Here is a 22,806-nt window from a genome sequence, read left to right as displayed (position 1 = left end):
GACAGTGAATAAGCAAACATTTACTGCTTATCAAGTAACGCTGACGCCGATAGCGCGTGAACATCAACATGTTCTTAGGCAATGGAGAAATGATCCAGAAATTCAGCAACAAATGTTCTCGTCAAACTATATTACAGAAGAACAACAACTTGCGTGGTTTAACCGAATTAATGACTGTAATACCCAGTGGCATTGGATCGTGTCATACAAAGGAGAGTTTATTGGCTCGACAAACATTAAAGCCATTGAAAAAGGGCAAAGCGTAGTTGAATCGCAAACGCTCGAGGCAGGCTTATATATTGGCGACGCTAGGTACAAAGGAAATGTTTTGGCTTTCGCGCCTACGCTGGCGATGTATGATTTTTGTTTTGAAAACTTAGCCACCAAAGAGTTCAAAGCGTTGGTTAAAACCACAAACAGCGCTGCCATTAATTACAACCAGAAGTTGGGGTATAAAATACAAGCGCAAAGCCCTGACACCGACGTGTGTGAGATGATACTAACGGAACAAGACTATCGATTGAACACAACGGTGTTAAAACAACTACTTTCAAGAGCAAAGAAGCAATAAAAGAGGAAAGTGTGAATAACAACGAGAAACTTATCAATGCGTTTACAACAGCACTTGGCATAGAAGCAGAAAATGTCACCGATGACCTGACTTACAACACAATACCTCAATGGGACTCTACCGCTCATATGGTACTCATCGCTGAAATTGAAAACGTGTTCGACGTTATGTTAGATACCGATGACATTATTGATTTAAGCTCGGTTGCACAAGCGAAAGTAATTTTACAAAAATATGACGTCAATACTTAATCAGTCTTCGCTAGCCGAGACAACGGTCGTAGTTACAGGTGCGACGGGCGGCATTGGTCAGGCTATTGCGTCTAAAGCCATTGCCAATGGTGCGTTTGTCATTGCATGCGGCAGAAACCGCGACAAACTGGAATGTTTGCACGAAGAACATACGGACCACGTACATACGCTTTGCTACGATGTAACAGATTCAAAAGCTACCGTTGATGCGTTTAAAAACATACAAAAAGGCGTGTCTGGCGACAAATGGCCAGCATTGTATGGGTTAGTGAATGGTGCGGGCGTCATGGCCGAATCTGTTTTGGCAATGACAAGCGACGCCGTGTTGCATCAACAAATGGCCGTTAATTTCTTTGCTGCTTATCATCATATGCAGCTTGCTAGTCGTCTTATGGCGAGACAAAAAGCAGGCAGCATAGTTAACATTGTGTCTCAAGTCGGTGAATTAGGAAGTGCTGGAATGAGCGCTTATTCTGCAAGTAAAGCGGCGCTATCAGGGGCGACCAAATCGCTTGCCAAAGAGCTGATGTCTACGGGCGTTCGCGTAAATGCCGTCGCGCCGGGTTTTATCAATACTGAGCTTACTGCCCATTATGACGAACAGGCAAAACAACGTGTGCATGAGCGTTGTGTAATGAAGAGGTCGGGAGAGGCGCACGAAGTAGCAGAAGCTGTCGCATTTCTTCTTTCCAAGCGGGCCAGTTATACAACAGGCCATATTCTGCCGGTAGATGGATTCTTTTACCCGTGAAGTCAAATTCAGTCAACAGTGCAAAAGGGCAAACCCAGAATGCTTTAACTATTCCCTTTATTTCGTCACACTCTGACAGCAGTGCTGTTGCAATAAAAGATGACAACGCCTGTTTAACGTATCGTGAACTAACGCATCTCGTTGCGCACCAAGCTAGCTTATGGCAAAAAAATATCGTTTCTAATGAAGCCATTTTTTTAACAGCGCGTGGCGCTTCTGCGCGACCGATAGTGATGCTGTTTATCGACAACACAATTCAAAGTGTTATCGATTATTTAGCGGCACTTTCTTTAAATTTTGTTGTGTTGCTACTAAATCCAAAGTGTTCAGCAAAAACAAAAGCACAGTATAAAAAGATGTTGCGGCCCAACGCTGAAATTCGACAAGGGGTGTTGTCGTTGTTTCACAGCGAACCGATAAACGTAGATCCGCGGCTATGTTTATTGTTATCTACCTCTGGTAGCACGGGAGCGAGTAAATGTGTCGCACTCTCGCTGCGAAATATCACAGCAAATTGCAATTCAATTTTGTCTTATCTGCCTATTTTAAGTGACGATAAGACGCTATTGACATTGCCGCTAAGCTACTCTTATGGACTGTCCGTTTTACACTCACATTTAAAAGCTGGCGCCACAGTATGTTTTACTTCATATGGTCCCTTTGACAAAGCATTTTGGCATGTCATAAAACAGCAGGGCATTAATTCTTTGTCGGGTGTGCCGTCGTTTTATGAAATGTTATCACGACTTAGGTTTACGACTATGCGCCTTCCTAAACTGAGGTACTTTACACAAGCGGGCGGAAAGTTAGCCGAATCATATGTAAAGCAATTCGCGAATTACGCTCATGAATCCGGCAAAGCATTTTACGTGATGTACGGACAGACAGAAGCCACTGCACGAATGGCTTATCTGTCGCCTGAAAAGGTCTTGTTTAAGCCCCAGTCAATAGGTCAAGCTATTGAGGGCGGAGAGTTCAAACTGGTAGGTGGCGGCGCCAGTGAAGGTAAAGGCGAGCTTTACTATCGCGGTGAGAATGTCATGTTGGGCTATGTATCCGAGGTATCAGATTTAAACCATTTAACCCAAGAAGAGTGGCTTGCAACGGGCGATTTAGCGCAAGTAGATCACGATGGTGACTATACCATTACCGGACGCATAAAAAGGATGATTAAAATTGCGGGTGAACGAGCAAGTTTAGACTTGGCTGAGCGGTCACTGGCTGAAATTACAGCGCAACAAGCACTTGATTTAACTACCTGTGTTATTGGAAAAGACGACAGGCTTGTTGCTGTATTTGCAGGGGAGTTGACGTCAGCGCAGTATGATTTAATCGTCGACAGCCTTTCGACGTCGCTGGCCATACCAAAACGAAATATTGCTCTGCATAAAGTAACCGCCATTCCGTTATTGGGTAATGGTAAAGTCGATTATGCAAAATTGTCTGGTCAAATATTGGGAGAAAATTAACGTGTTTTCCTATCCTACAGGAGTGTTTGATTTACCTGTTTACGGCGTTGCCAAAAAACAGAAGCAAACCATGTTAAATCAGATTATCCCTTTGCTCAGTCAATACCATTATCAACATAGTGATACTTATAAGCGATTAATAGATAGTCGCTTTTTTGATGTTGTTAGAGCCCCGCACGACCAACAGCTCCCCGTGGCATCGCGATTGTTTAAAGATTTGACGCTTACGAGTATTGCGCCTAGCGATGTGTTTCGGCAAATGCGCTCGTCCGGTACGACTGGCCACGCTTCCAAGATTACTCTTGATGGAGAGTCAGCAAAGCGCCAAAGTCGAGTGCTTGTGAAGATCCTGCAAAGTTGGGTAGGTAAACAACGGCGCCCTATGTTATTGATTGATGCGCCTTCCACAGTGAGAACCGCCGGCCCAATGACCGCCAGAGCAGCTGGGCTTCAAGGCCTGTCTTTTTTTGGTCGAGATCACTGCTACGCACTTAACGAAAACATGGAATTGGACCTTGAAAAGGTGCAGGCGTTTTGTGCTAAATATGCTGATGAACCCGTCTTAATATTTGGTTTTACTTTTATTGTTTGGCAGCAGTTTATTCAGGCACTGATTAACAACAATCTGAAATTAAACTTTTCTGATGCTATGCTGATCCACGGCGGCGGCTGGAAAAAAATGCAAGAGCAAGCGGTGACGGACAGCGAGTTCAAAACTGTAATTCGGCGCACACTGGGCCATGTAACTGTACATGATTATTACGGCATGGTTGAACAGACTGGCACCATCTATGTTCAGTGCCAAGAAGGGTTTCTTCACACGCCAGTTTGGTCTGATGTACTGGTGCGTAGTCCGCAAGACCTACGCTTACTGGAGCATGGTGAGTCTGGTCTGATTCAGGTTAATTCAATACTACCCACAAGCTACCCTGGCCACTGCATATTGACCGAAGATCGCGGGACAATTGTCGGAGAAGATGACTGCGCGTGCGGAAGGTTAGGTAAATATTTTAAGGTTCACGGACGGTTGCCGAAGGCACAGGTTAAAGGCTGCAGTGATACATTTAGATAATAGGCATGTAGAGTGGTGCATTCCACTCTGTGAGGCTAGCCGTAAAGATAAAAAGCTTACTCAAGATAAGCTGGTTGCTTCTGTAGCCGGCTTTTCTGCGTTTCTGTTAGCGCAGCCAGGTGTCAAGCAGTTTCCTGAAATTGTTGCACTTGCCTTTTGGTTTCGAAAAGCGCATTTGCAACAATTGGAACAAAAATTAATTACAGAGAAAGCCGATAACGAGGTGGATAAAGTCTTTCATATTGCGCCTGCGAACGTAGACACCGTGTTTATATATACCTTGCTTCTATCGGTATTATGCGGCAATACAAATATCGTCAGAATTAGCCACAGAAGCGGTGATATTACTCGTCAATTAGTCGACTTTCTTCACGCTTACCTAAAAACACCGAATGGTGAAGTGTTAGCCCCTTTTATCGGTGTTGTTCAGTATAATGCTGAACATGTCGATGTTACTGAGCGCCTCAGTAAGTGGTGCGACCTCAGAGTGGTATGGGGCGGCGATGCTGCTATTGAATCGGTATCGAGGCTTGCCCCTGAAACTCGTCAAATAAGTTTTCCAGACCGTTATTCCGTCGCGGTGTTACAACTCAATAACGAAGACGATATAGAACGCTGTGCCAATAGTTTTGTCAGTGATGTAGTGCCGTTTACGCAACAGGCATGCTCTTCACCGAAGGCGCTGTATTGGCTTAATACAAAGCAAGCGCTTCAAGAGCGCTTTTGGGATAAGGTGGGATCGGCGATAGTCCTCAGTAAACACAACTTTGAGACAATCCACAAAGTTGAGCAGCATATCGCGCTGCAGTATTTGAGCGGTTGTTTCGCGGTCGTGCTTCGGGACAGTATTGGCAAAAAACTTGCTGAATTTGCGCAGGTAACCAATGTTGGGCCGATTGCCAGATGTAAGGTCAAAACCTTGACGGCATCAATCTTAGAAGCACATGGCGGGAATGGTCTGGTGTTGGAAAGTGATATCGTGTCGCTTGAGGAAATTGCGTATTCTGCAAAACTACAAACGATAAGTTATGCATTACCTCATGGGTGGCAGGAAAGGTCAGGGCAATTTAAACGAGCAGTGCCTTTGGGAAAGGCTTTGGAATTCTCGCCAATATGGGATGGTGTGGATCTACTGCAATCCTTTAGTCAGTAATTTTAACAATAAGAGGAATGGTGATGTTAAAGGATATCCGCTTTCATTTAGCGGACGCAGAAGATGAACAAAAGGAAATGGAACAGGCGTTATCTCGGCATATAATTACAAATCATCGCCGAAGCGTGTTGGCTTTTTCACATCATGTTCCTTCGCTAGCCTCACAGGTTAAGGATGTAGCCACAAGCAATATCGCCTTGTTTGCAAACAAGTTTGGTAAGTTCAACATCGTCAATTATACAAGTGGGCGTACCCTATATGGCCTTGATCCTAAAAATGAGGTGCAAGAGCAGTACCGACTTTTCTCGCAACATGCATCCTATCTCTCTTTTAGCGACGATACTGCGCAAGATGAAGCATATGACCAAGAAAACATAAGAGACATCGCGAACGTATCTGATTTGCCTTACTTCAGGCGCCAAAAAAAATACGCTACATTGCCAGAATCTGTAAATGCACTGGTTGTAATGGGGTTAGGCCTCGGTTATCACATTGAAGAACTAATAAACAATCACACCATTCGACATTTGGTTATTTATGAGCCCGAGTTGCAATATTTTCAGTGCTCAGTCCTTGCATTAGACTGGCAAAGGCTGCTGCAAACTATGGCATCAAAGGGAACGGCGGTATATTTACTCATTGGTAATGATGGTAGCGGTATTGTAGATAATATCTCCGAGCTTCGCCAAGCTTATAATATTGAGGGTTTTTATTTTTACAAACATTACAATAATGATGTTTTTGACAATATAGATGTTGGTTTGAAGCTCAATAGCTGGGCGCAATATAAGGCTCGCCCCGTGGCGCGTCTAAATCAGAAAGGAGTGAACACTTTTTTGCCGGCGTGGACTGACAGTATTGATGTAGATACGATCAAGTCGGTCGATAAATCAAATGAGTTGTTCAGACGGAATTTATCCGCATTTCAAAAGTACTTTCCTGAAATTTACCAAGAATTTTCAGAATTTACGCCTGTAGATTGGTTGCCAATTATAGATGACTGCGGCGAAGTGAACGTTGTTTTAAAGGAATCGCTACAATTATTCGGTGGACGACTGCCGAAAAACAATGCAGTGGAACATTTAAATTACTTCTACCAAAAGCCGCAAAAAGATAGCCTCGTGCTAGGCTATAAAGGCACGAAGCTTAAACATTATAAACACTATCAGTTTGTTGAAGAAACGGAACGCTTTTTACAGGATATATCTGAAGAAGTAGGTAATTTGCCTGATCACGTAAAGTCTTTGATCATGTTTGGCGTTGGTCTTGGTTATCAAATTGAGGAACTGTATAAGCAGAAAACGGTTGATAAATTGTTTCTGTGTGAACCCAATAAAGACTTTTTTTACGCATCGTTATTCGCGATTGATTGGCATGAAATACTCACTAAAGTAGACAAAGAAAAAAGCCGAATCTACATCAATATCGGCGACGACGGCTCTAACATATTCAACGATTTGCTCGGTCAGTTCTATTCAGTTGGGCCATACATTCTGGCCAGTACGTATTTCTACCAGTCTTATTACAATGCAAACTTAGTGAGCGCTCTTGCACGTCTTCGAGAACAGTTACAAATTGTCATATCAATGGGGGAATATTTTGACCATGCATTCTATGGAATTTCGCACACGGTTGAAGCAATAAATCGCGGCTATCCCTTATTAACCGTCAATGCCGAGAAAAAGCTTAATGCTGCACAGCGAGAAACTCCGGTTTTTATTGTAGGTAACGGACCCTCCCTTGACAGTTGTATAGAAGCAATAAAGGAGTTGCGTGAAAAAGCCATTATTGTGTCTTGCGGAACAGCGCTTATGCCACTTTATAAAAATGGTATTGTGCCTGACTTCCATGCGGAAATTGAACAAAATCGGTCCACGTTTGATTGGGTAAGCCGAATTGGCGACTTTGACTATCTCAAACAAATTAGTCTATTAAGTTGTAATGGTATCCATCCTGACACGTGTGATTTATTCAAAGACGTTTTTATTGCCTTTAAAACGGGAGAAAGTTCGACAGTTTCTTCGGTAAATCTTATTGACCTCAAAAAATATGAAGAATTAGACTTCGCGTTTCCTACTGTTTCTAATTTCGCATTGAATCTATTTACAACCATGGGATTCAATCAAATATATCTGTTCGGTATTGATTTAGGGTTCACTGATAGGAAAAAACATCACTCTTCTCAGTCTGGTTATTACAGTAACGACGGAGAAGAAATTTATGATTACAGCAAAAAAAATGACACTTCTTTTGTCATAGAAGGGAATTTTCAAAAAACCGTTTTTACTAAGTATGAATTCAAAGTATCTAAAGACATTTTAGAACGCGCTTTGGCCAAAAAACCTGTTTATTGCTTCAACTGTAGCAATGGCGCGAAGATAAATGGGGCGTTACCGCTTCTTGTTGACGATGTGCTTCTCGTCAATTCCGAAGAGAGTGTTGCTTCGGTCGTTGATATTGTCAAACAGAATATATTTGAATCTATTCCTGAATATGACAGTTATACGACGCGTTTTAAGGAAAAATATCGTCAGGATGTACTTCATGAGGAATTAGAAAGTTTACTGACGTTGGCACGTGAGCCTGTCCATTCTCTTGTCGATATAAATGCCTTAATTGAAAGGCAGAAAGATCTCCTTTTCGACTCCTACAGAAAAGGTTCATCATTACTTTTCTATTTACTGTTTGGCAGCATGAACTATTGCAACGTAATGCTTAGCAAATGTGAATATATTAAAAGTGAGGCATCTGCGTTAAGTTATGCCAACAAATTATTGCAGCGCTGGACTGACTTTTTAGCTGAAGCTAGAGATGAAGTAACACATATTGAGTCAAACTTTGATATTTCAGAATCTTTTGGAAGCATTAGACAAATCGCACATTTAAAGAGGCATAAAGCACACATTCTCTGCATTACTAATATTAATCAGAGCCACATGTTCAACCAGTTCAATGAACGCCTATTTAGCCCAAACGTTGTAGAGATTAAACAGTGTGGACCGGGTCTTACAGAAAGCTCGCAACTCAAATCTTCTGTCGACATACGATTTGCGCTGTGGGTACAAAAACAATCGCAAGTCGACGCGTTTATTCATACGCTAAACACAATGGAAGTGCCAAATGCAGAAGTTATCTGGTTTGGCACTCATGTCACGTCGCTTGACATGACTCAATTAAATATGCCTATGAGTAAAGTTGTGCATCCTGACTTTGTTTATGGAAACGCTGGGCTTGAGAATATTATTAAAGGTGCATCACCCTACTGGGTAGAGGAAAGAATGCCATTCGTAGCGCTGAAGCATAATTTTGGTTCTGTTTTCAATAAAGTCCTCGTTCCGAAAATAAAGGTAAAGCGAAGCGAATGTTTTGACGATATTCTGCAAGGCTTGTTTAACGCGGTAGTGAAAAGCACGTTTGAATATGAGTACTACCTTGATTTTGGTGAATTCATTGTTTTCGCAAACTTAAATGACTTGCGCTTGAATGCTGTCGATATGTGCGGTAACCGCGGGATATTATGCAAAAAAGACTTACTTAAACCTCAAGCGCTATTAGACCAAGAGATATGCGATGATGTAGAACACTCAATAGTACTTACCTTTAGCGCGGGAAAGGCGGGCGGTCGCTATCAGATGCAGTAGCTTTTTATATCAATACGTAAAGGGCATTCATTAGCGCTTTACACTGCACATGTAGCTTTACTTCGGCGTTTAGCGCGAGAACTTTTACATTTGAGTTTTTCTAACCTAGGTCGATAACCCAAATAACGACGACGATTTTTACCACTAAAACCTGAAGCATAGCGGCTTTGGGGTTTTAGAATTAATGAGGCCGCTGAAGCTGAACTCGCGGAGAACCTTAGTTTGCTATCACTTTCAGACATTTCAAGTATTTGTGCTGCTTTTATTCTTTATTTTGTTTCTGCAAGCAGCCTTCTTGCTGTGAATAAGAAAATCCGTGCTCGACGTGGGGCGCTATCGAAGGTTGTTAACTTCAACGATATTAAGATCCTTTTTGTTGCTTCGCTTTTTGTTACCGTCTTTCTGGCTTATACACCATGGCTAGGCTTAAGCGTGATTGTTTGTGTTCTGTTTTTTTTGTATGGCGTTCTTGTATGGCTTGATGCCATTCTTTTCGTTCAGTACCGCATTGAGATAAACAGGCAAAGTTTTGCATGGTTTTTTACCGGCTCCAAAGGACTAGCTAAGGGCATACCTCACTTGTTAGTACTGGTAAAACAGATACCCTATATCCTGCTACTCCCGCTAGCGTGGGCGAGTGTGCAAGTTTGTGTCTTATATATTTTTGCACTGCCTAAAGGAATATTCTCTGAACCAGCTATGCTATGGCTCGTTGGCGTAACGCTAGGCATTATTGTGGCAATTTCAGCGCTCGCTATCTACCGCATAATAACGAATGCTTCAGCACAGTTTTATACAGCACCCAGTCTGTTAGCAAATATCATTATGAGCGACAAGTTTTCTTGCAATAAATCGATAGAAATAGACCCGCGTCACCAACCGTTCGTTAAACCAGAGGTCCGCGATAATACGCGGGGCGACTTATATGGTGCCTGTAAGGGCGCCAATATCATATTAATCACCATGGAATCCTTAGGTTACTATCTTGATAATGGAAATGGGGCTGGCGTGCGCTCAAAGCTGAAACAGCGATTTCAAGCAAATAGTTGGGAAGGTAAGAAGCACTACTGTTTGTGTCCAAACACCACAGTAGCTACTAACCAAATATATTCAGGAAATTATTCCAACAACCCGTATAACAAACAGGATAGTTTGTATCCTGGTAGTGAGCCATTACACCTACAAACACTCAAAAAAAATGGCTATACAACAATGTTTTTGGACAGTGCGGATATTGCGCTCTATGACTATCACAAGCTACTTAACAGAATTGGCTTCGATTTTATATGGGGCACGCACCAATTGCCTAGTGATGGACTCAAGGCCGACTATAGGCTTTGGAGCATGGTGGAACCTGTTGCGAATGCGGCGAAAAGTGGGCCTTTTTTTCTTCACATTATCAATGACCAGTCTCACATACCTTACGAGACAATAGACAAAAAAACGTTCAATCGTCACAAATCGCGTGATGCGAAGTCACAATACATGAATGCTGTGGAAGAGGCGGACTTCATTATTGACGAGTTCCTGAATAGACTTGCTGAGAAGGTAGATTTATCAAATACAATATTAGTGTTTACCGGTGATCATGGTGAATCATTTGGTGAGTATGGTTATAGTTTTCACAGCAACTCTGTGATCCTCCCTCAAATGCATGTTCCCTTGTTTATGCGTCACCCGAAATTAAGTAAGAAAGTTATTGAACATTCATGCCATTTCGATTTATTTCCCACATTTTTTGATTTATTGGGCATCGGTGCTGATCACCCCCATCTTGGTGCATCCCTGTTAAATGATGATAGGGCTTTCGCCTACTTCTTTCACTCCGCAACACTGAAGGGAAATACACCCGCTAATTTTGGTTTCTTAAATGATGAAGAGTTGCTGTGGGTTGACCGATTGTTTAATCAAGTTAAACGCGTGCAGAAAGGGCAAAGTAAAACGGTAGTGCAAAAAGAAGAGCAAGAATACATATCATCGTTATTGCACCGAATGTTGATTGAGCGGTCATTAGCATTATGAATGGAGCATTGAGTATTTTTGCAAGCTTCCCATGGACCACTGGCTTAGCCTGGAAGGACGTTTTTGACGACTACTTCTTACCAGTGAACCTGCTAATTAATGAGAAACAATGATGGAAAAGATGCAACCTTTGAATTTAGTTTTCTGTATTGATGATAAATTTGCAGTTCACCTTGCAGCACTTATGCGAAGTATACTTTCAAATACTGATAGCCAAATAAGTTGGCATATCTTTTATGCAGCGCTTTCGAGCGCCAATCAGAAGAAGCTTACACAAACTTCTGGCAATGGAAATCATATAAAATTCTATCAAATTGAAGGCGAAACTTTTTCAAGTGCGCAGATTAGTAAAGACTTTTCCGATCGACTTTCAGTAGTAACGTATTTTAGGCTTCTTATCCCGCAAATATTAGCCTCTATCAACACCAAAGTGTTGTTTTTGGATGCAGATATGATTGTGAATGCCGATGTCAGCGACCTGTTCGCGATTGATCTAGAAGACAAAGCCGCCGGAGTGGTAGTTGACTCCCTAGTCGCTAAAGGTTCTCACAGCCAAACGCTAGGATTGAAATCACACAGCTATTTCAATGCTGGAATGCTACTGATTGACCTGCCTATGTGGAGGAGTAAACAGATAACAGAAACCGCAATGCGTATGGTCGATAATGGTACCGATTATAAATTTAATGATCAGGATATTCTCAATTTAACGCTAGACAGTAACGTGATGGTGTTAGACGGCGCATGGAATATCCAACAGTCTTGCCTTGAAGCGCTTAGTAAAGAAAGTGAAGTGAAGATTGTTCATTTCAACGGCGCAGAAAAACCTTGGCAGCACTCCTCAATTCATCCTTTTACACACCTTTATCGCAAATACAAAAGTGAAACTGTGTTTGCTGATGTTGAATTAGAACATTATCTCGACGAGCATGATCATGCGCTAATAAAGAAAGTCCAAGATAAGAATATCAGACACTTATATATATATGGCGCCGGGCAAAAAGGGCGCAGAGTTGCGCGGTATTTACAGCACTTTTTTTCTGACATTCACATCGAAGGCATGCTAGATAAGTCACCAAAGATAGATACGTTTTTTAAGATTCCAGTGCTGGCATCAGATATCAGTTTAAAAAATATACCGGTTATCGTGGCATCTGCTGCGTTTGAAAAAGAGATAGTCGCACTACTGGGCCAAAAGAAGGTCCCTGAATCAAATATTATTACAATCACCGATCAGTGAAGAGCAAAATTTTAGCCATGAATAATACACCTACCGTTTCTATTATTGTCCCATGCTACAACCATGCTCGTTTTTTACCCGAGAGGTTGCGCTCTATTAAGGAGCAAACCTTCACTGATTTTGAAGTGATCTTACTTGATGATGCAAGTTTTGATGATAGCCAAGCTATAATGAAAGCGTTTGCAAACCATGAAGCCAGGGTCACTGCTATTGATTTTAATGTCGAAAATGGTGGGTGTGTTAACGATCAATGGATAAAAGGCGTAAATTTGGCAAAAGGAGAGTTTGTCTGGATTGCCGAAAGTGACGACATATCAAGTGTTACATTTTTAGAGACGCTGTTAGCGCAATTTAAACACCATCAAGACATAGCGATGGCATATAGTGATTCATGGATCGTAAACGAACAAGGTAAGCCGCTCTATCGCCATGATTACACAGCCGACTTTTATAATACGCTTTGGAAGCGAGATTTTGTTATCGATGGTGCAACCCTCATTAAAGACTATTTGGTTTTCAAAAATGTAATTCCGAATGTGAGTGCTGTGCTTTTTAAAAAGCAACACCTAAAGGCTGCATTGAAGAAAAGTACCATGAAGTATTGTGGTGACTGGATGTGCTATATACGAATACTGGCTGACGCATCGGTTGCTTATGTCCATGAACCGCTCAACCTTTTCAGAGCACATTCCCAATCAACAAGGTGGCACAATGAGCAGAGCTACAAACGTGCATTACTAGAAAAAAGAATGATCTTAAAAGAGATAAAAAAAATGGCGCTACCAGAGAGTGGGCCAAATATTCTCAAGTCATTGAAAACACTGTTTAACAATCGCCATAAATTTAAGCGCATTAGTAAACTTTATACGCGAGTAAAAAGGGAGTTAACGGCTCAAGATAAGGTTGCGCTATACGGATGCAACGATGTGAGTGAATATCTCGTTGTTGATCTCTCTTTATTCATAAATTTTTCGGTCATTTTTGATAGCGATGTGAAAAAGCAAGGGTCAACAAAAGGTGGCGTGGCGGTCACTAAATTAAATGGCAACTCGCTAAATAATATTGATGCTGTAATAATTTGCTCATTTGCGTACGCAGATGAAATGAGAGCATCGCTAAAAAAGTTAGCGTTTGAAGGAGCGATTATTACGCTTTGAGGCGCTGCGACAATACTATTATTTTATTTTTCACCGCTCAATGATGTGGCTAAAAATCAAGGTTATTTGATGTCTAAAAATCAATTAGTGCTAGTACTAGGAATGCACAGATCGGGAACTAGCTTAGTCACCAGCATGGTAGAGTCTAATGGTTTCTTTTGTGGTAAGCACCCCATGCAACCCAGTCGAGACAATCCAAATGGCTATTGGGAGGATGACCACGTTGTCGACATCAATAATAGGCTGTTAGCCTCGTTGGGGTATTACTGGTTCTCACTGGTTTGGTTAGACTTACCTACCTTACAGCAAAGTACTGAGTATAAAAGCCTTAGGGACATGGCCGTTAATTACATTAATGAACTCCTCGAAGAGAGCAATAGATTGGTGCTCAAAGACCCAAGGTTTTGCATTTTACTCCCGTTCTGGTTCGATGTTTTATCTTCACTTGATTTGGATGTAAAAGTTGTTTTAGTTAAAAGGGACTTTATATCCACAGCGAGTTCTTTAGTTAAAAGAGACCATTTTGATTTTGAGTACGCCGCACAACTTATCTATTTACATTGGTCTGCGGTTGTCGCGTTTTTACCTGAAAGCATTGAGCGTATTCTCGTGACATATGAAGACATTAGCCACAATGAACTGGGCGTACGTCATATGTTGAGAGACTTTTGTGGTGTAAAAACGCCTATTAACAATACGTTGTTTCAAAAGGAACTAGAGCATAACGTGGGCGTTCAAAAAATAGAGTGTGGGTTTTGTTGGCAGCAAGACATGTTGAGAAATTTTCCTGATAGCCGCCCAGACAAAGAAAAAATAGCATCACTTCATGCATATTATCATGCGCTGAATGTTGCTTATTTCCAGCCATTACATCGAACTTATATTATTAATGAAATAAAAAATATTGCCGATAGTTTAAAGGGCAAGCGGGTTATTTTATACGGTGCAAGTGAGCTAACTTCTATTTTAATAGGGCAGCTTTCAGAGACGATAGTATTGTCAGTTGATTATGCAGCATCTGATACGGTAAGTATCGACAAATATGGAACGAGATTTTGCTCGCCACAAGCAATTTCAGATGTCGAGCATGACATTATTTTTGTGGGAGTGCTTTCTAGAGAGGACGAAGTGCGCGCCATTGTAAGTGAGTACTCTAATAAGCCGATTATTTTTGCTGAAGCATTGTTTCTACAACATCGCTAAGTACTGCGTCGTCCGATTGATTTAATATACACCTACATCTTTACAGAGGTAAACAATGCAAAAAACCATTGAAGAAACAATGGAATCTTATCCTTATGAAAAAGGTGGTATTACGTTAATTGAAGCTAAAGCCCTGTCTAAGTACGCAGAGTGCGTCACGTCCGGTGTGATAGTTGAAATAGGTTCATACAAAGGAAAGTCGGCGCTTGCTATAGCCCATGGTGTTAACGCGCTTAAGAGTGACAATCCACCGCAGATTTTCTGTGTCGATCCGCATAAAGCATTCGTGGGTGAACTGGGTGGTATTTTTGGCCCAGAAGACAGAAAAGATTTTTTTAAGTTGATGCTAGATAGTGAAGCATATAAATATGTGAGCCTCATTAATGTAGAGTCAACGGTTCTGACCAAAGGGTGGAATAAACCAATTGGCTTGCTTTTCATAGATGGTGATCACAGGTACGGTGCGGTAAGAGATGATTATGAAAGCTGGTATCCCCACGTTATAGACGGTGGAATTATAGCGCTCGACGACAGTAAACCCTTACCTGGGCAGAAATTGGGTTCTGCTGAATTCGCTCAAGAGTTGATTAATACGGGTTGTGAACCGGTTGAAACTGTCGGAAAGATCACATTTTTCAGAAAGCCATGTACCATCAATACGACAATTAAGAATGCAAGCATTAGAACCCTACTTATTTATGCCGAACAAAATATAGTTAGCGGCGGGTTGATTCGGTTTGCACGCCTAGGCCAACTGCTTAGAAGTAGAGGCATACAAGTCAGTTTCTGTTTCGAAAATCACCACGGTAAATGGCACCCTGAAGGTTTTGAAGTGCTCAGCCCAGAAGATGCGTTGAAACGAAAATGGGGGGCAACACTGGTTCCCGGAGCGGGATTCTCCCAACGTTTTATCAGTGCATTGGAAACGAAAAGAGGTGAGCAATTTGGATTTCGCATACAGGCTGTTTTAAATGATAGGTCCTGTAAAGAAAAATTCATTGCAGTGAACAGAGCATTCAAGCCTACCTCAGTCTTTTTTAACAATACGGATTGGTTTGAAGGCAGCTACACCGATTTTTTAGCTAAAAAATTTCATGTTATCGAAGGGGCAGTTGATTCATCGCGGTTTTATCCTTGTATTGCGCCAAAATCTCGTTCTGAGTTTGTCATTGGGATCAGTACCAAATCACTTGAAAGAATGTTACCTGTTATGCAAACCTTACGAGGCAATGAAGTATTGCACGTGATGGGAGAGATCCCTTCTTCAATTAGAGAAAACAGTATTTTTCAGCAGCTTAATGAGCACAAAAAAATAATAGAAGCCGGCCAACTGAACGAAGACGGATTGGTTGATTTTTATCACCAGTGTCACTGTGTAGTTCACGTTGAGTCATTTGCAGGTTGGGCAAATACGGCAGCTGAAGCGATGGCGTGTGGTGTCCCGCTGATTTGCACGCATGCAGGAACAAAAGGATTTGCTAGAAATCGAGATACGGCGCTCGTTCTAGATACTTACTCGACCGATGCGTGCGTAAGTGCCATTGAAGAGGTTTCTACCTATTACGACAAGGCTCTGTTACGCGCTCAATGCGCTCGAAAAGCAATACAGAAATTTAGCTGGGATAAATTCTGTGATGATTTCATGGCAATGCTTGTTGATGACGGCAGAGAACATTACTTACGTCTTCCTCAACTAAATATGCATGGAAAGTGGCCTGTAAGTACCCGTACTGAAGTCCTTCCGTTTCTGGAGAAGTTTATAGATGAGGCCACGGTATTCGATGCAGGCTGCGCCGAGGGGTACATTGCGCATAGGCTTTTAAACGCGGGGTGTGCTAGGTTAGATGGTGTAGAGCTGGACGGTGGCAGAGTGCTTACCGCAAGGGCGCTAAGCGCGAACGATCCAAGAGCAAACTTTATGCATGGAAGCGTCGCTCCATGGTGCGAATTTCAAGATGAATTTGGTGAAAAGCTGTTGGCCAAATACGACATGGTATTGTATTTAGCTGTTCATCAGCATCTACCAAAAGCAGAAAGAATAACAACCTTAACTGGCCTTTTAGATTTAGCTGCTACATGGTTTGTTATGCGTGTACCTGCGACCTTCTATGAGGATGATGAACTCGCTAAAACGATAAGCGATGCGGGTTTCAACATGTATTCAGAACACTTAACTGGTCATCACGGAGGTGCGGGGCCCATTAGACTTTACAAACGGGACAAATCGCTATGACCAGAAAACGCGTTATTTCTTTTCCGAAATCTGGTAGAAGTTGGCTTCGCTATGCGCTTGAACTTACTGAGCAAGCGCAAGACATCATATTTTCACATGACGAATTTGAATACAATGATGGCGCCAAGCCGCCGCTGAATTTCGATATTAACAGGCGCTATCAAAACTATAACATTGGAAGCGATAAGATCCTTTATATTGAGCGCGATGCGAGGGATACCATCGTTAGCTTATACAACCAAATTACCGGAAGGTTTGTTGACTTTTTCAATTATCAAGGTGATATCTCAACATTTATTCGTGATCCATATTTTGGTGTTGATAATTTACTCAAGTTCCAAAAGCTGTGGCGGCGCCTCGCAACAGAGAATAACTTACCAATTATTCGCTATGAAGACATGCACAGCGATTATCAAGCTGTACTGGTAAAAGTGTGCGATTTCTTTGATATCAATGTCAGTTTGCATGACATTGAACGAATATCTGAAATGGCCTCTTTCGACAATATGAAACATGTTGAGTTGAGCGGGCAATCTCAGCGCCCATGGTTATCGCCAAGAAATAGTCATTGTAAGGTAAGAAAAGGTAAAGTGGGCGGGTATTCGCTTGAACTCAGTGACGAGGACATTGCGTACATTCAATCAAGAATGAAGCATTTCGACGTGTAATGATAGCGCAACCTAGGCTTCGCTGTGTGCTGTGGTGACGGTGCGTCATTGATGGTCGTGTAATGTTGCAGGCGATGAAATGTGGTTATGGACGTTCATCGCTTCTTTTAACGGCGTATGAATGCATATACCTCAAATCGGTTAGAAGATGTACAGTGATATGCTATACTTAGTAACCCATAGCGGAGGAATGTTTGTATGCAAGTTAACAATAGCAGCTCATCGTCATTGATTAGCCAAATTCAAGAAAGGCAAGAGAGCCTTTTTGAGAAACTGGCGTCTGGAAAAAAGGTTAACAATGCATCTGACGGCGCAGCAGCCCAGCAAATTATCGACCGATTAACATCTGAAGTCGAAGGTAACCGCCAATCATTAAACAATGTATATGACGGAATTTCACTGGCGCAGGTAGCTGAGGGTGGTTTAGGTAGCATCAACGACGATGTGAATCGCATTCGTGAACTGACGTTACAGTCTGGCAATGGTGTTTTGAGCAGTGGCGATCGCCGTGCTATCCAATCTGAAATAACACAGCTACAAGAAAACATCTCGCAAACCATTGAGCAGACGAATTTTGCCGGCAAGCCATTATTGTCTGAAAATGGCTCACTTGAATTCCAATCAGGTTCTAGTGCGGGTCAATCAATTAGCGTCAATACACAGGATGTTGCTGCTCAATTAAACGATGTATTGTCTATCGATATTACGTCGGGAACCAGCATTGAAGATGCGCTAGGCGCAACTGATGCAGCAATTGAAACGCTCGGCAGTGCGCGGGGCGATTTAGGTGCTACACAAAATCGTTTCGAAAGTGCTGCGCGCTCACTAACTCAAGCTAATGTAAATACTGCAGAAGCGCGGAGTCGTATTCAAGATTTAGATTTTGCGCAAGCTACTTCGCAACAGGCTTCAAACGACGTGTTAGGCCAAGCGGCCCTTACCGTTCAAGCGCAGGCGAATCAGCAGCAAAGCCAGGTTTTATCATTGTTAAGCTAGTCTAAATTGGTTAGAACAAGCCAAATTTAATCGAAAGAAGCAGGGTAACCTGCTTTTTTTATTGATATATTTCCCAAAACAGCGGTTGCGCTCCGATCTTTTGTCGTTACAATTTAGAAATGCGCTAAACTGTAAATAATAACAAAGCGTTCTCGGGGAATTGATGAAGAACATTTTGCTGATTAGTGATAATCAGGAACTTATTCAAAACTTGGAAACTATCGTTACCTTCATGGGAGAGTCGTGCCAGTCACGAGGTTTCAGTGAATGCGAGCGATACCTCCATGAAAGTGGTGCAGACGCCGTGCTTATCGAGTACCGCTCGCCCACTGCTGTAAGTAATCTGGTAGAAAAATTTCCACATATCCCGTTCGTTGCGCTTGTCGAAAGCAATACGCAAGCGACAGCGAGTTGCAACCTAGTTAGTGTTATTGCTACGCCATTAACTTACCCTGTTTTAACGCAAGCTATACATCGTTGCCAAGAATACTCGAGACGTAAACCCGGTTTATCTCGAGCTTCGGGTACAAAAACGCGTTTGTTCAGAAGTCTTATCGGTAAAAGTGAACAAATTCAAATTGTTCGCCGCTTGGTAGAGCAAGTTGCCCCTACGGACGCCACCGTATTGATTTTAGGTGAGTCTGGAACGGGTAAAGAAGTAGTTGCCCGTAATGTTCACTTTTTATCAGAGCGCAAAGACGGGCCTTTTATCCCGGTAAACTGCGGCGCTATTCCCGGCGAACTGCTAGAGAGCGAGCTATTTGGTCACGAAAAAGGGGCGTTTACCGGCGCAATCAGCGCGCGTAAAGGCCGTTTTGAGTTAGCAGAAGGCGGTACACTGTTTCTGGATGAAATCGGTGATATGCCGCTTCAGATGCAGGTTAAGTTGTTACGCGTGTTGCAAGAGCGTACCTTCGAGCGCGTAGGCGGCAACAAGCCTCTTCAATGCAACGTGCGCATTATTGCTGCTACACACCGCAACTTGGAAACCATGATCAGTGAAGACAAGTTCCGTGAAGACTTGTATTACCGACTCAACGTGTTCCCAATTGATAGCCCTGCACTTAGACAAAGAAAAGACGATATCCCTTTACTACTCCAAGAGTTAAACAGCCGTATCCAAGGTGATGGGGTGGAAGGTGTGCGCTTTACCGAGCAAGCCATTGCTTCATTGATGGAGCATGAATGGGCTGGAAACGTCCGTGAGCTTTCTAATTTAGTAGAGCGATTAACGATCCTTTACCCTGGTGAAATTGTCGATATCGCTGATTTGCCTGAAAAATACCAATACGGCGACGTACAGGCTTACGAGCCTGACTATCCCGAAGAAATACTTGAACGCGAAGCGTTTAACGCGTTATTTGCTGAAGCGGCAGCGCAAGAGCCAGATGAAGACGTTAATGAGCAAAGCCACGAAGGTTTGAACGGTATAGTGTCTTCATCTTTACCCGAGGAAGGGGTTAATCTTAAAGAATACCTATCTGAGCTTGAAGTGAATCTAATAAAACAAGCCTTAGAGAACCAAGATTGGGTAGTGGCTCGTGCCGCCGATAAACTTGGAATGCGAAGAACCACGCTTGTTGAGAAAATGAGAAAATACGATATTCAGCGTACTGAAGAAGCGTAATGTCAGGTAATTGACGTTACGCTTTTCCTCTAATTTTGCCCTTAAGTATCTAATATTTAAGCTAATTATAAGTTGGCATATCTTCTGCTTTATCTAAGCCATAGTTTAACAGCGTCTGCAATTTGACGAGGATAATATGGCTTTTGACAGCACACCACAATCTACAGAGTATTTCGCGTCTGCCTATGCACTTAATGGTGGCGGTTCAGCGTTAACTCGTGATGATTATCAAACCTCGCACAGTGATGATATTGAATCGCTGCGGTTGCAGGCGAGTAGATTGGAACATTTACTTCAAGTAATGCCAGCGGGCGTTATCGTAATAGATGGGAAAGGCATCGTTCGTCAAGCCAACGAACAAGCGAAAGCGCTATTAGGCGAACCGCTTGAAGAAGAAGTGTGGCGAAGCATTATTACACGCTCGTTCAAGCCTCGCGCTGATGACGGCCATGAAGTCTCGCTTGTTGATGGTAGACGTGTAAAACTCTCTATTACACCGCTGGAAAACGAGCCAGGTCAGCTAATCGTTATTACTGATTTAACTGAAACTCGTCAGCTCCAGGCGCGAGTAAGCCACATGCAGCGTTTATCATCCCTTGGGAAAATGGTGGCATCGCTTGCTCACCAAATTCGTACCCCACTTTCTGCAGCCATGCTTTATGCGTCGAACTTAACGCGCAAAGGTTTAGGCGAAGAAGCGCAAACCCAGTTTGCCAACAAATTAACTGACAGGCTTAAAGAGTTAGAAAGCCAGGTTAATGACATGCTGCTTTTCGCTAAATCAGGAGAAGAACAGGTGGTCAGCCAAATCAGCTTGGATGAGTTGTTTACCTCGATAGAGGGGAGTGCCCATAGCATGGCAGCCCAAGCACAGCAGACGTTAACGTTTTCAGGGTTTGAGCAAGATGTTTCTATCACGGGCAATCTTACAGCACTCCAAGGTGCAGTATTAAATCTTATCCATAATGCCAGTCAGGTTACTCCGAAAGGCGAGCTTGTACACGTACAGGCAACAGTGAGTGAGCAGCGTTTACATGTATCTGTGGTCGATAAAGGGCCTGGGGTGCCAGATAATCTAAAAAGCAAAATCTTTGAACCGTTTTTCACAACCAAAACTCACGGTACAGGTTTAGGTCTTGCGGTAGTGAAGTCAGTGGTAAATGCGCATAGCGGTTCACTTAACATCATTGATGTACCAGAAGGTGGGGCTTGCTTTAGCGTGTCATTACCGTGCTCGGCGCATGCTAAAACTTCACAAACATTGACTCATGTCGCGTAAGTCATAGGAGAGAATAATGTCTAAAACTACCATACTAATTGTTGAAGATGACGCGGGTTTACGCGAGGCGCTCCTAGACACTCTTTTGCTCGGTAACTATGACGTGGTTGCTGCCGATTGCGCGGAGCAAGCATTGATGATGCTATCGTCACAGAATGTGGACCTAGTGGTTAGCGATATACAAATGGGCGAAATGAGTGGCTTAACGCTGCTAAAAAGTATTAAAGCTAAATACCCCAATATGCCTGTGCTGTTAATGACGGCCTACGCCACCATTGATGATGCGGTTCAGGCCATGCGGGATGGTGCAACCGATTACCTATCAAAGCCTTTCGCCCCCGAAGTATTGTTAAATCTAGTGGGTCGCTACGCGCCTGCGCAAAAGATTGAGTCACGCACACCAATAGTAGCCGATCCTTCAAGCTTAAAATTACTTGAGCTTTCACGCAAAGTCGCGAAGTCTGAAGCGACCGTTATGGTCATGGGGCCAAGCGGGTCGGGTAAAGAGGTACTGTCTCGCTATATTCACGACCAGTCACCGCGAAGCGACGCGCCTTTTGTTGCCATCAACTGTGCTGCTATTCCAGAAAATATGTTGGAAGCGACTTTGTTTGGTTACGAAAAAGGGGCTTTTACTGGCGCTATCCAGGCCTGTCCGGGCAAGTTTGAACAAGCCCAAGACGGCACTCTGTTACTTGATGAAATAACCGAGATGGATTTGGCACTGCAGGCTAAATTACTGCGCGTGCTGCAAGAGCGTGAGGTAGAGCGCCTTGGCGGACGTAAAACCGTCAAACTCAACGTCCGTGTTATTGCTACTAGTAACCGAGATTTAAGAAAAGCAGTAGATGCAGGCGAATTCAGAGAAGATTTATACTACCGTTTAAATGTTTTCCCTATCGAATGGCGTCCATTGGCTCAACGTCCAGGAGATATTGTTCCGCTTGCGGAGCATCTTGTGCAGCGTCACGCTAGTTCACAAGGGCTGGGTACTATCAGATTAAGTGCTGCTGCGCGTAATAAATTGTCGCAATACAGCTGGCCAGGAAACGTTCGAGAATTAGAGAACGTGGTTCAGCGAGCGCTTATTCTTTGTGAAAACAATGAAATAGATGCCGGCGATTTAATGATTGACGAAGACATGTCAGCCTCGCTTGATGTTGTACAAGAGCAGGTTGAAGATAACAAACTCGGCTCAGAGCTTCGATATCAAGAACACCAAATTATTCTTGATACTTTGGTGTCGTGTAATGGTAAGCGTAAGGATGTTGCAGAAAAGCTAGGAATAAGCCCTCGAACCCTTCGTTATAAACTGGCGCGCATGCGTGAAGACGGCATTGAAGTGCCAGCCTAAGGTAACGACGACCTTAATATTATCTTCCTAAACCTTAATAAAGCGTATCCTCATAATCCGTCGCCTCTGTTGTGAAGAAGGCGGCGGTTTTTTGTTACTCACAATAAATCAAACGCCAT

Annotated in this window: 17 protein-coding genes; all 17 read left to right on the top strand. The window is 42.8% G+C overall.

Annotated elements, in window-relative coordinates; all coding sequences use genetic code 11:
• The first annotated feature begins 4 nt into the window (after positions 1 to 4).
• On the top strand, positions 5 to 571 hold the full coding sequence (locus AC27KT_RS01865; RefSeq protein WP_487126905.1) for a GNAT family N-acetyltransferase: 567 nt from the start codon (positions 5 to 7) through the stop codon (positions 569 to 571).
• A gap of 11 nt (positions 572 to 582) precedes the next feature.
• Positions 583 to 822, top strand: a complete 240-nt coding sequence (locus tag AC27KT_RS01860; RefSeq protein ID WP_487126903.1) for an acyl carrier protein — start codon at positions 583 to 585, stop codon at positions 820 to 822.
• Positions 806 to 1,573 (top strand): SDR family NAD(P)-dependent oxidoreductase, encoded by a 768-nt coding sequence (locus AC27KT_RS01855; RefSeq protein ID WP_487126901.1) that lies wholly within the window; start codon positions 806 to 808, stop codon positions 1,571 to 1,573. The genes AC27KT_RS01860 and AC27KT_RS01855 overlap by 17 nt, the downstream gene beginning before the upstream one ends.
• Positions 1,570 to 3,042 (top strand): AMP-binding protein, encoded by a 1,473-nt coding sequence (locus tag AC27KT_RS01850; RefSeq protein ID WP_487126899.1) that lies wholly within the window; start codon positions 1,570 to 1,572, stop codon positions 3,040 to 3,042. The genes AC27KT_RS01855 and AC27KT_RS01850 overlap by 4 nt, the downstream gene beginning before the upstream one ends.
• On the top strand, positions 3,005 to 4,114 hold the full coding sequence (locus AC27KT_RS01845; RefSeq protein WP_487126897.1) for a LuxE/PaaK family acyltransferase: 1,110 nt from the start codon (positions 3,005 to 3,007) through the stop codon (positions 4,112 to 4,114). Before AC27KT_RS01850 ends, AC27KT_RS01845 begins: the two co-directional genes overlap by 38 nt.
• The gene (locus AC27KT_RS01840; RefSeq protein ID WP_487126895.1) at positions 4,098 to 5,267 is read left to right on the top strand and encodes an acyl-CoA reductase; all 1,170 of its coding nucleotides are present in this window, start codon (positions 4,098 to 4,100) and stop codon (positions 5,265 to 5,267) included. Before AC27KT_RS01845 ends, AC27KT_RS01840 begins: the two co-directional genes overlap by 17 nt.
• 23 nt (positions 5,268 to 5,290) lie before the next feature.
• The gene (locus AC27KT_RS01835) at positions 5,291 to 8,908 is read left to right on the top strand and encodes a motility associated factor glycosyltransferase family protein (RefSeq protein ID WP_487126893.1); all 3,618 of its coding nucleotides are present in this window, start codon (positions 5,291 to 5,293) and stop codon (positions 8,906 to 8,908) included.
• Between the two features lie 222 nt (positions 8,909 to 9,130).
• The gene (locus AC27KT_RS01830) at positions 9,131 to 10,930 is read left to right on the top strand and encodes a sulfatase-like hydrolase/transferase (protein WP_487126891.1); all 1,800 of its coding nucleotides are present in this window, start codon (positions 9,131 to 9,133) and stop codon (positions 10,928 to 10,930) included.
• Between the two features lie 109 nt (positions 10,931 to 11,039).
• Positions 11,040 to 12,170, top strand: a complete 1,131-nt coding sequence (locus AC27KT_RS01825) for a glycosyltransferase family 8 protein (protein WP_487126889.1) — start codon at positions 11,040 to 11,042, stop codon at positions 12,168 to 12,170.
• Positions 12,171 to 12,187: 17 nt separating this feature from the next.
• Positions 12,188 to 13,327 carry a glycosyltransferase family 2 protein gene (locus tag AC27KT_RS01820; protein ID WP_487126887.1) on the top strand — a complete coding sequence of 380 codons (1,140 nt, stop codon included), beginning with the start codon at positions 12,188 to 12,190 and terminating at the stop codon, positions 13,325 to 13,327.
• Between the two features lie 69 nt (positions 13,328 to 13,396).
• Positions 13,397 to 14,530 carry a sulfotransferase family protein gene (locus AC27KT_RS01815; RefSeq protein WP_487126885.1) on the top strand — a complete coding sequence of 378 codons (1,134 nt, stop codon included), beginning with the start codon at positions 13,397 to 13,399 and terminating at the stop codon, positions 14,528 to 14,530.
• Positions 14,531 to 14,585: 55 nt separating this feature from the next.
• A complete protein-coding gene (locus AC27KT_RS01810; RefSeq protein WP_487126883.1) occupies positions 14,586 to 16,763 on the top strand; it encodes a class I SAM-dependent methyltransferase in 2,178 nt (725 codons plus the stop codon).
• Positions 16,760 to 17,431 (top strand): sulfotransferase domain-containing protein, encoded by a 672-nt coding sequence (locus tag AC27KT_RS01805; RefSeq protein ID WP_487126881.1) that lies wholly within the window; start codon positions 16,760 to 16,762, stop codon positions 17,429 to 17,431. Before AC27KT_RS01810 ends, AC27KT_RS01805 begins: the two co-directional genes overlap by 4 nt.
• Positions 17,432 to 17,629: 198 nt before the next feature.
• Positions 17,630 to 18,427, top strand: a complete 798-nt coding sequence (locus AC27KT_RS01800) for a flagellin N-terminal helical domain-containing protein (RefSeq protein ID WP_487126879.1) — start codon at positions 17,630 to 17,632, stop codon at positions 18,425 to 18,427.
• A 163-nt stretch (positions 18,428 to 18,590) separates the two neighbouring features.
• On the top strand, positions 18,591 to 20,054 hold the full coding sequence (locus AC27KT_RS01795) for a sigma-54 dependent transcriptional regulator (RefSeq protein WP_487126877.1): 1,464 nt from the start codon (positions 18,591 to 18,593) through the stop codon (positions 20,052 to 20,054).
• 136 nt (positions 20,055 to 20,190) lie between these two features.
• A complete protein-coding gene (locus AC27KT_RS01790) occupies positions 20,191 to 21,333 on the top strand; it encodes a sensor histidine kinase (RefSeq protein ID WP_487126875.1) in 1,143 nt (380 codons plus the stop codon).
• Positions 21,334 to 21,349: 16 nt separating this feature from the next.
• A complete protein-coding gene (locus AC27KT_RS01785; protein ID WP_487126873.1) occupies positions 21,350 to 22,687 on the top strand; it encodes a sigma-54-dependent transcriptional regulator in 1,338 nt (445 codons plus the stop codon).
• The last annotated feature ends 119 nt before the right edge of the window (positions 22,688 to 22,806 follow it).

It is taken from the genome of Alteromonas sp. 5NW40-0090 (genome assembly GCF_057552975.1).
The sequence above is the reverse complement of the archived record's forward strand: the minus strand, read 5'-3'. Positions and strand labels throughout refer to the sequence as shown.

Excerpts from the sequence above, each read along its gene's own strand:
- AC27KT_RS01855 (WP_487126901.1), top strand. The coding sequence starts at position 806 with ATGACGTCAATACTTAATCAGTCTTCGCTAGCCGAGACAACGGTCGTA.
- AC27KT_RS01845 (WP_487126897.1), top strand. The coding sequence starts at position 3,005 with ATGCAAAATTGTCTGGTCAAATATTGGGAGAAAATTAACGTGTTTTCC.
- AC27KT_RS01835 (WP_487126893.1), top strand. The coding sequence starts at position 5,291 with ATGTTAAAGGATATCCGCTTTCATTTAGCGGACGCAGAAGATGAACAA.
- AC27KT_RS01825 (WP_487126889.1), top strand. The coding sequence starts at position 11,040 with ATGATGGAAAAGATGCAACCTTTGAATTTAGTTTTCTGTATTGATGAT.
- AC27KT_RS01820 (WP_487126887.1), top strand. The coding sequence starts at position 12,188 with ATGAATAATACACCTACCGTTTCTATTATTGTCCCATGCTACAACCAT.
- AC27KT_RS01815 (WP_487126885.1), top strand. The coding sequence starts at position 13,397 with ATGTCTAAAAATCAATTAGTGCTAGTACTAGGAATGCACAGATCGGGA.
- AC27KT_RS01810 (WP_487126883.1), top strand. The coding sequence starts at position 14,586 with ATGCAAAAAACCATTGAAGAAACAATGGAATCTTATCCTTATGAAAAA.
- AC27KT_RS01805 (WP_487126881.1), top strand. The coding sequence starts at position 16,760 with ATGACCAGAAAACGCGTTATTTCTTTTCCGAAATCTGGTAGAAGTTGG.
- AC27KT_RS01800 (WP_487126879.1), top strand. The coding sequence starts at position 17,630 with ATGCAAGTTAACAATAGCAGCTCATCGTCATTGATTAGCCAAATTCAA.
- AC27KT_RS01795 (WP_487126877.1), top strand. The coding sequence starts at position 18,591 with ATGAAGAACATTTTGCTGATTAGTGATAATCAGGAACTTATTCAAAAC.
- AC27KT_RS01790 (WP_487126875.1), top strand. The coding sequence starts at position 20,191 with ATGGCTTTTGACAGCACACCACAATCTACAGAGTATTTCGCGTCTGCC.
- AC27KT_RS01785 (WP_487126873.1), top strand. The coding sequence starts at position 21,350 with ATGTCTAAAACTACCATACTAATTGTTGAAGATGACGCGGGTTTACGC.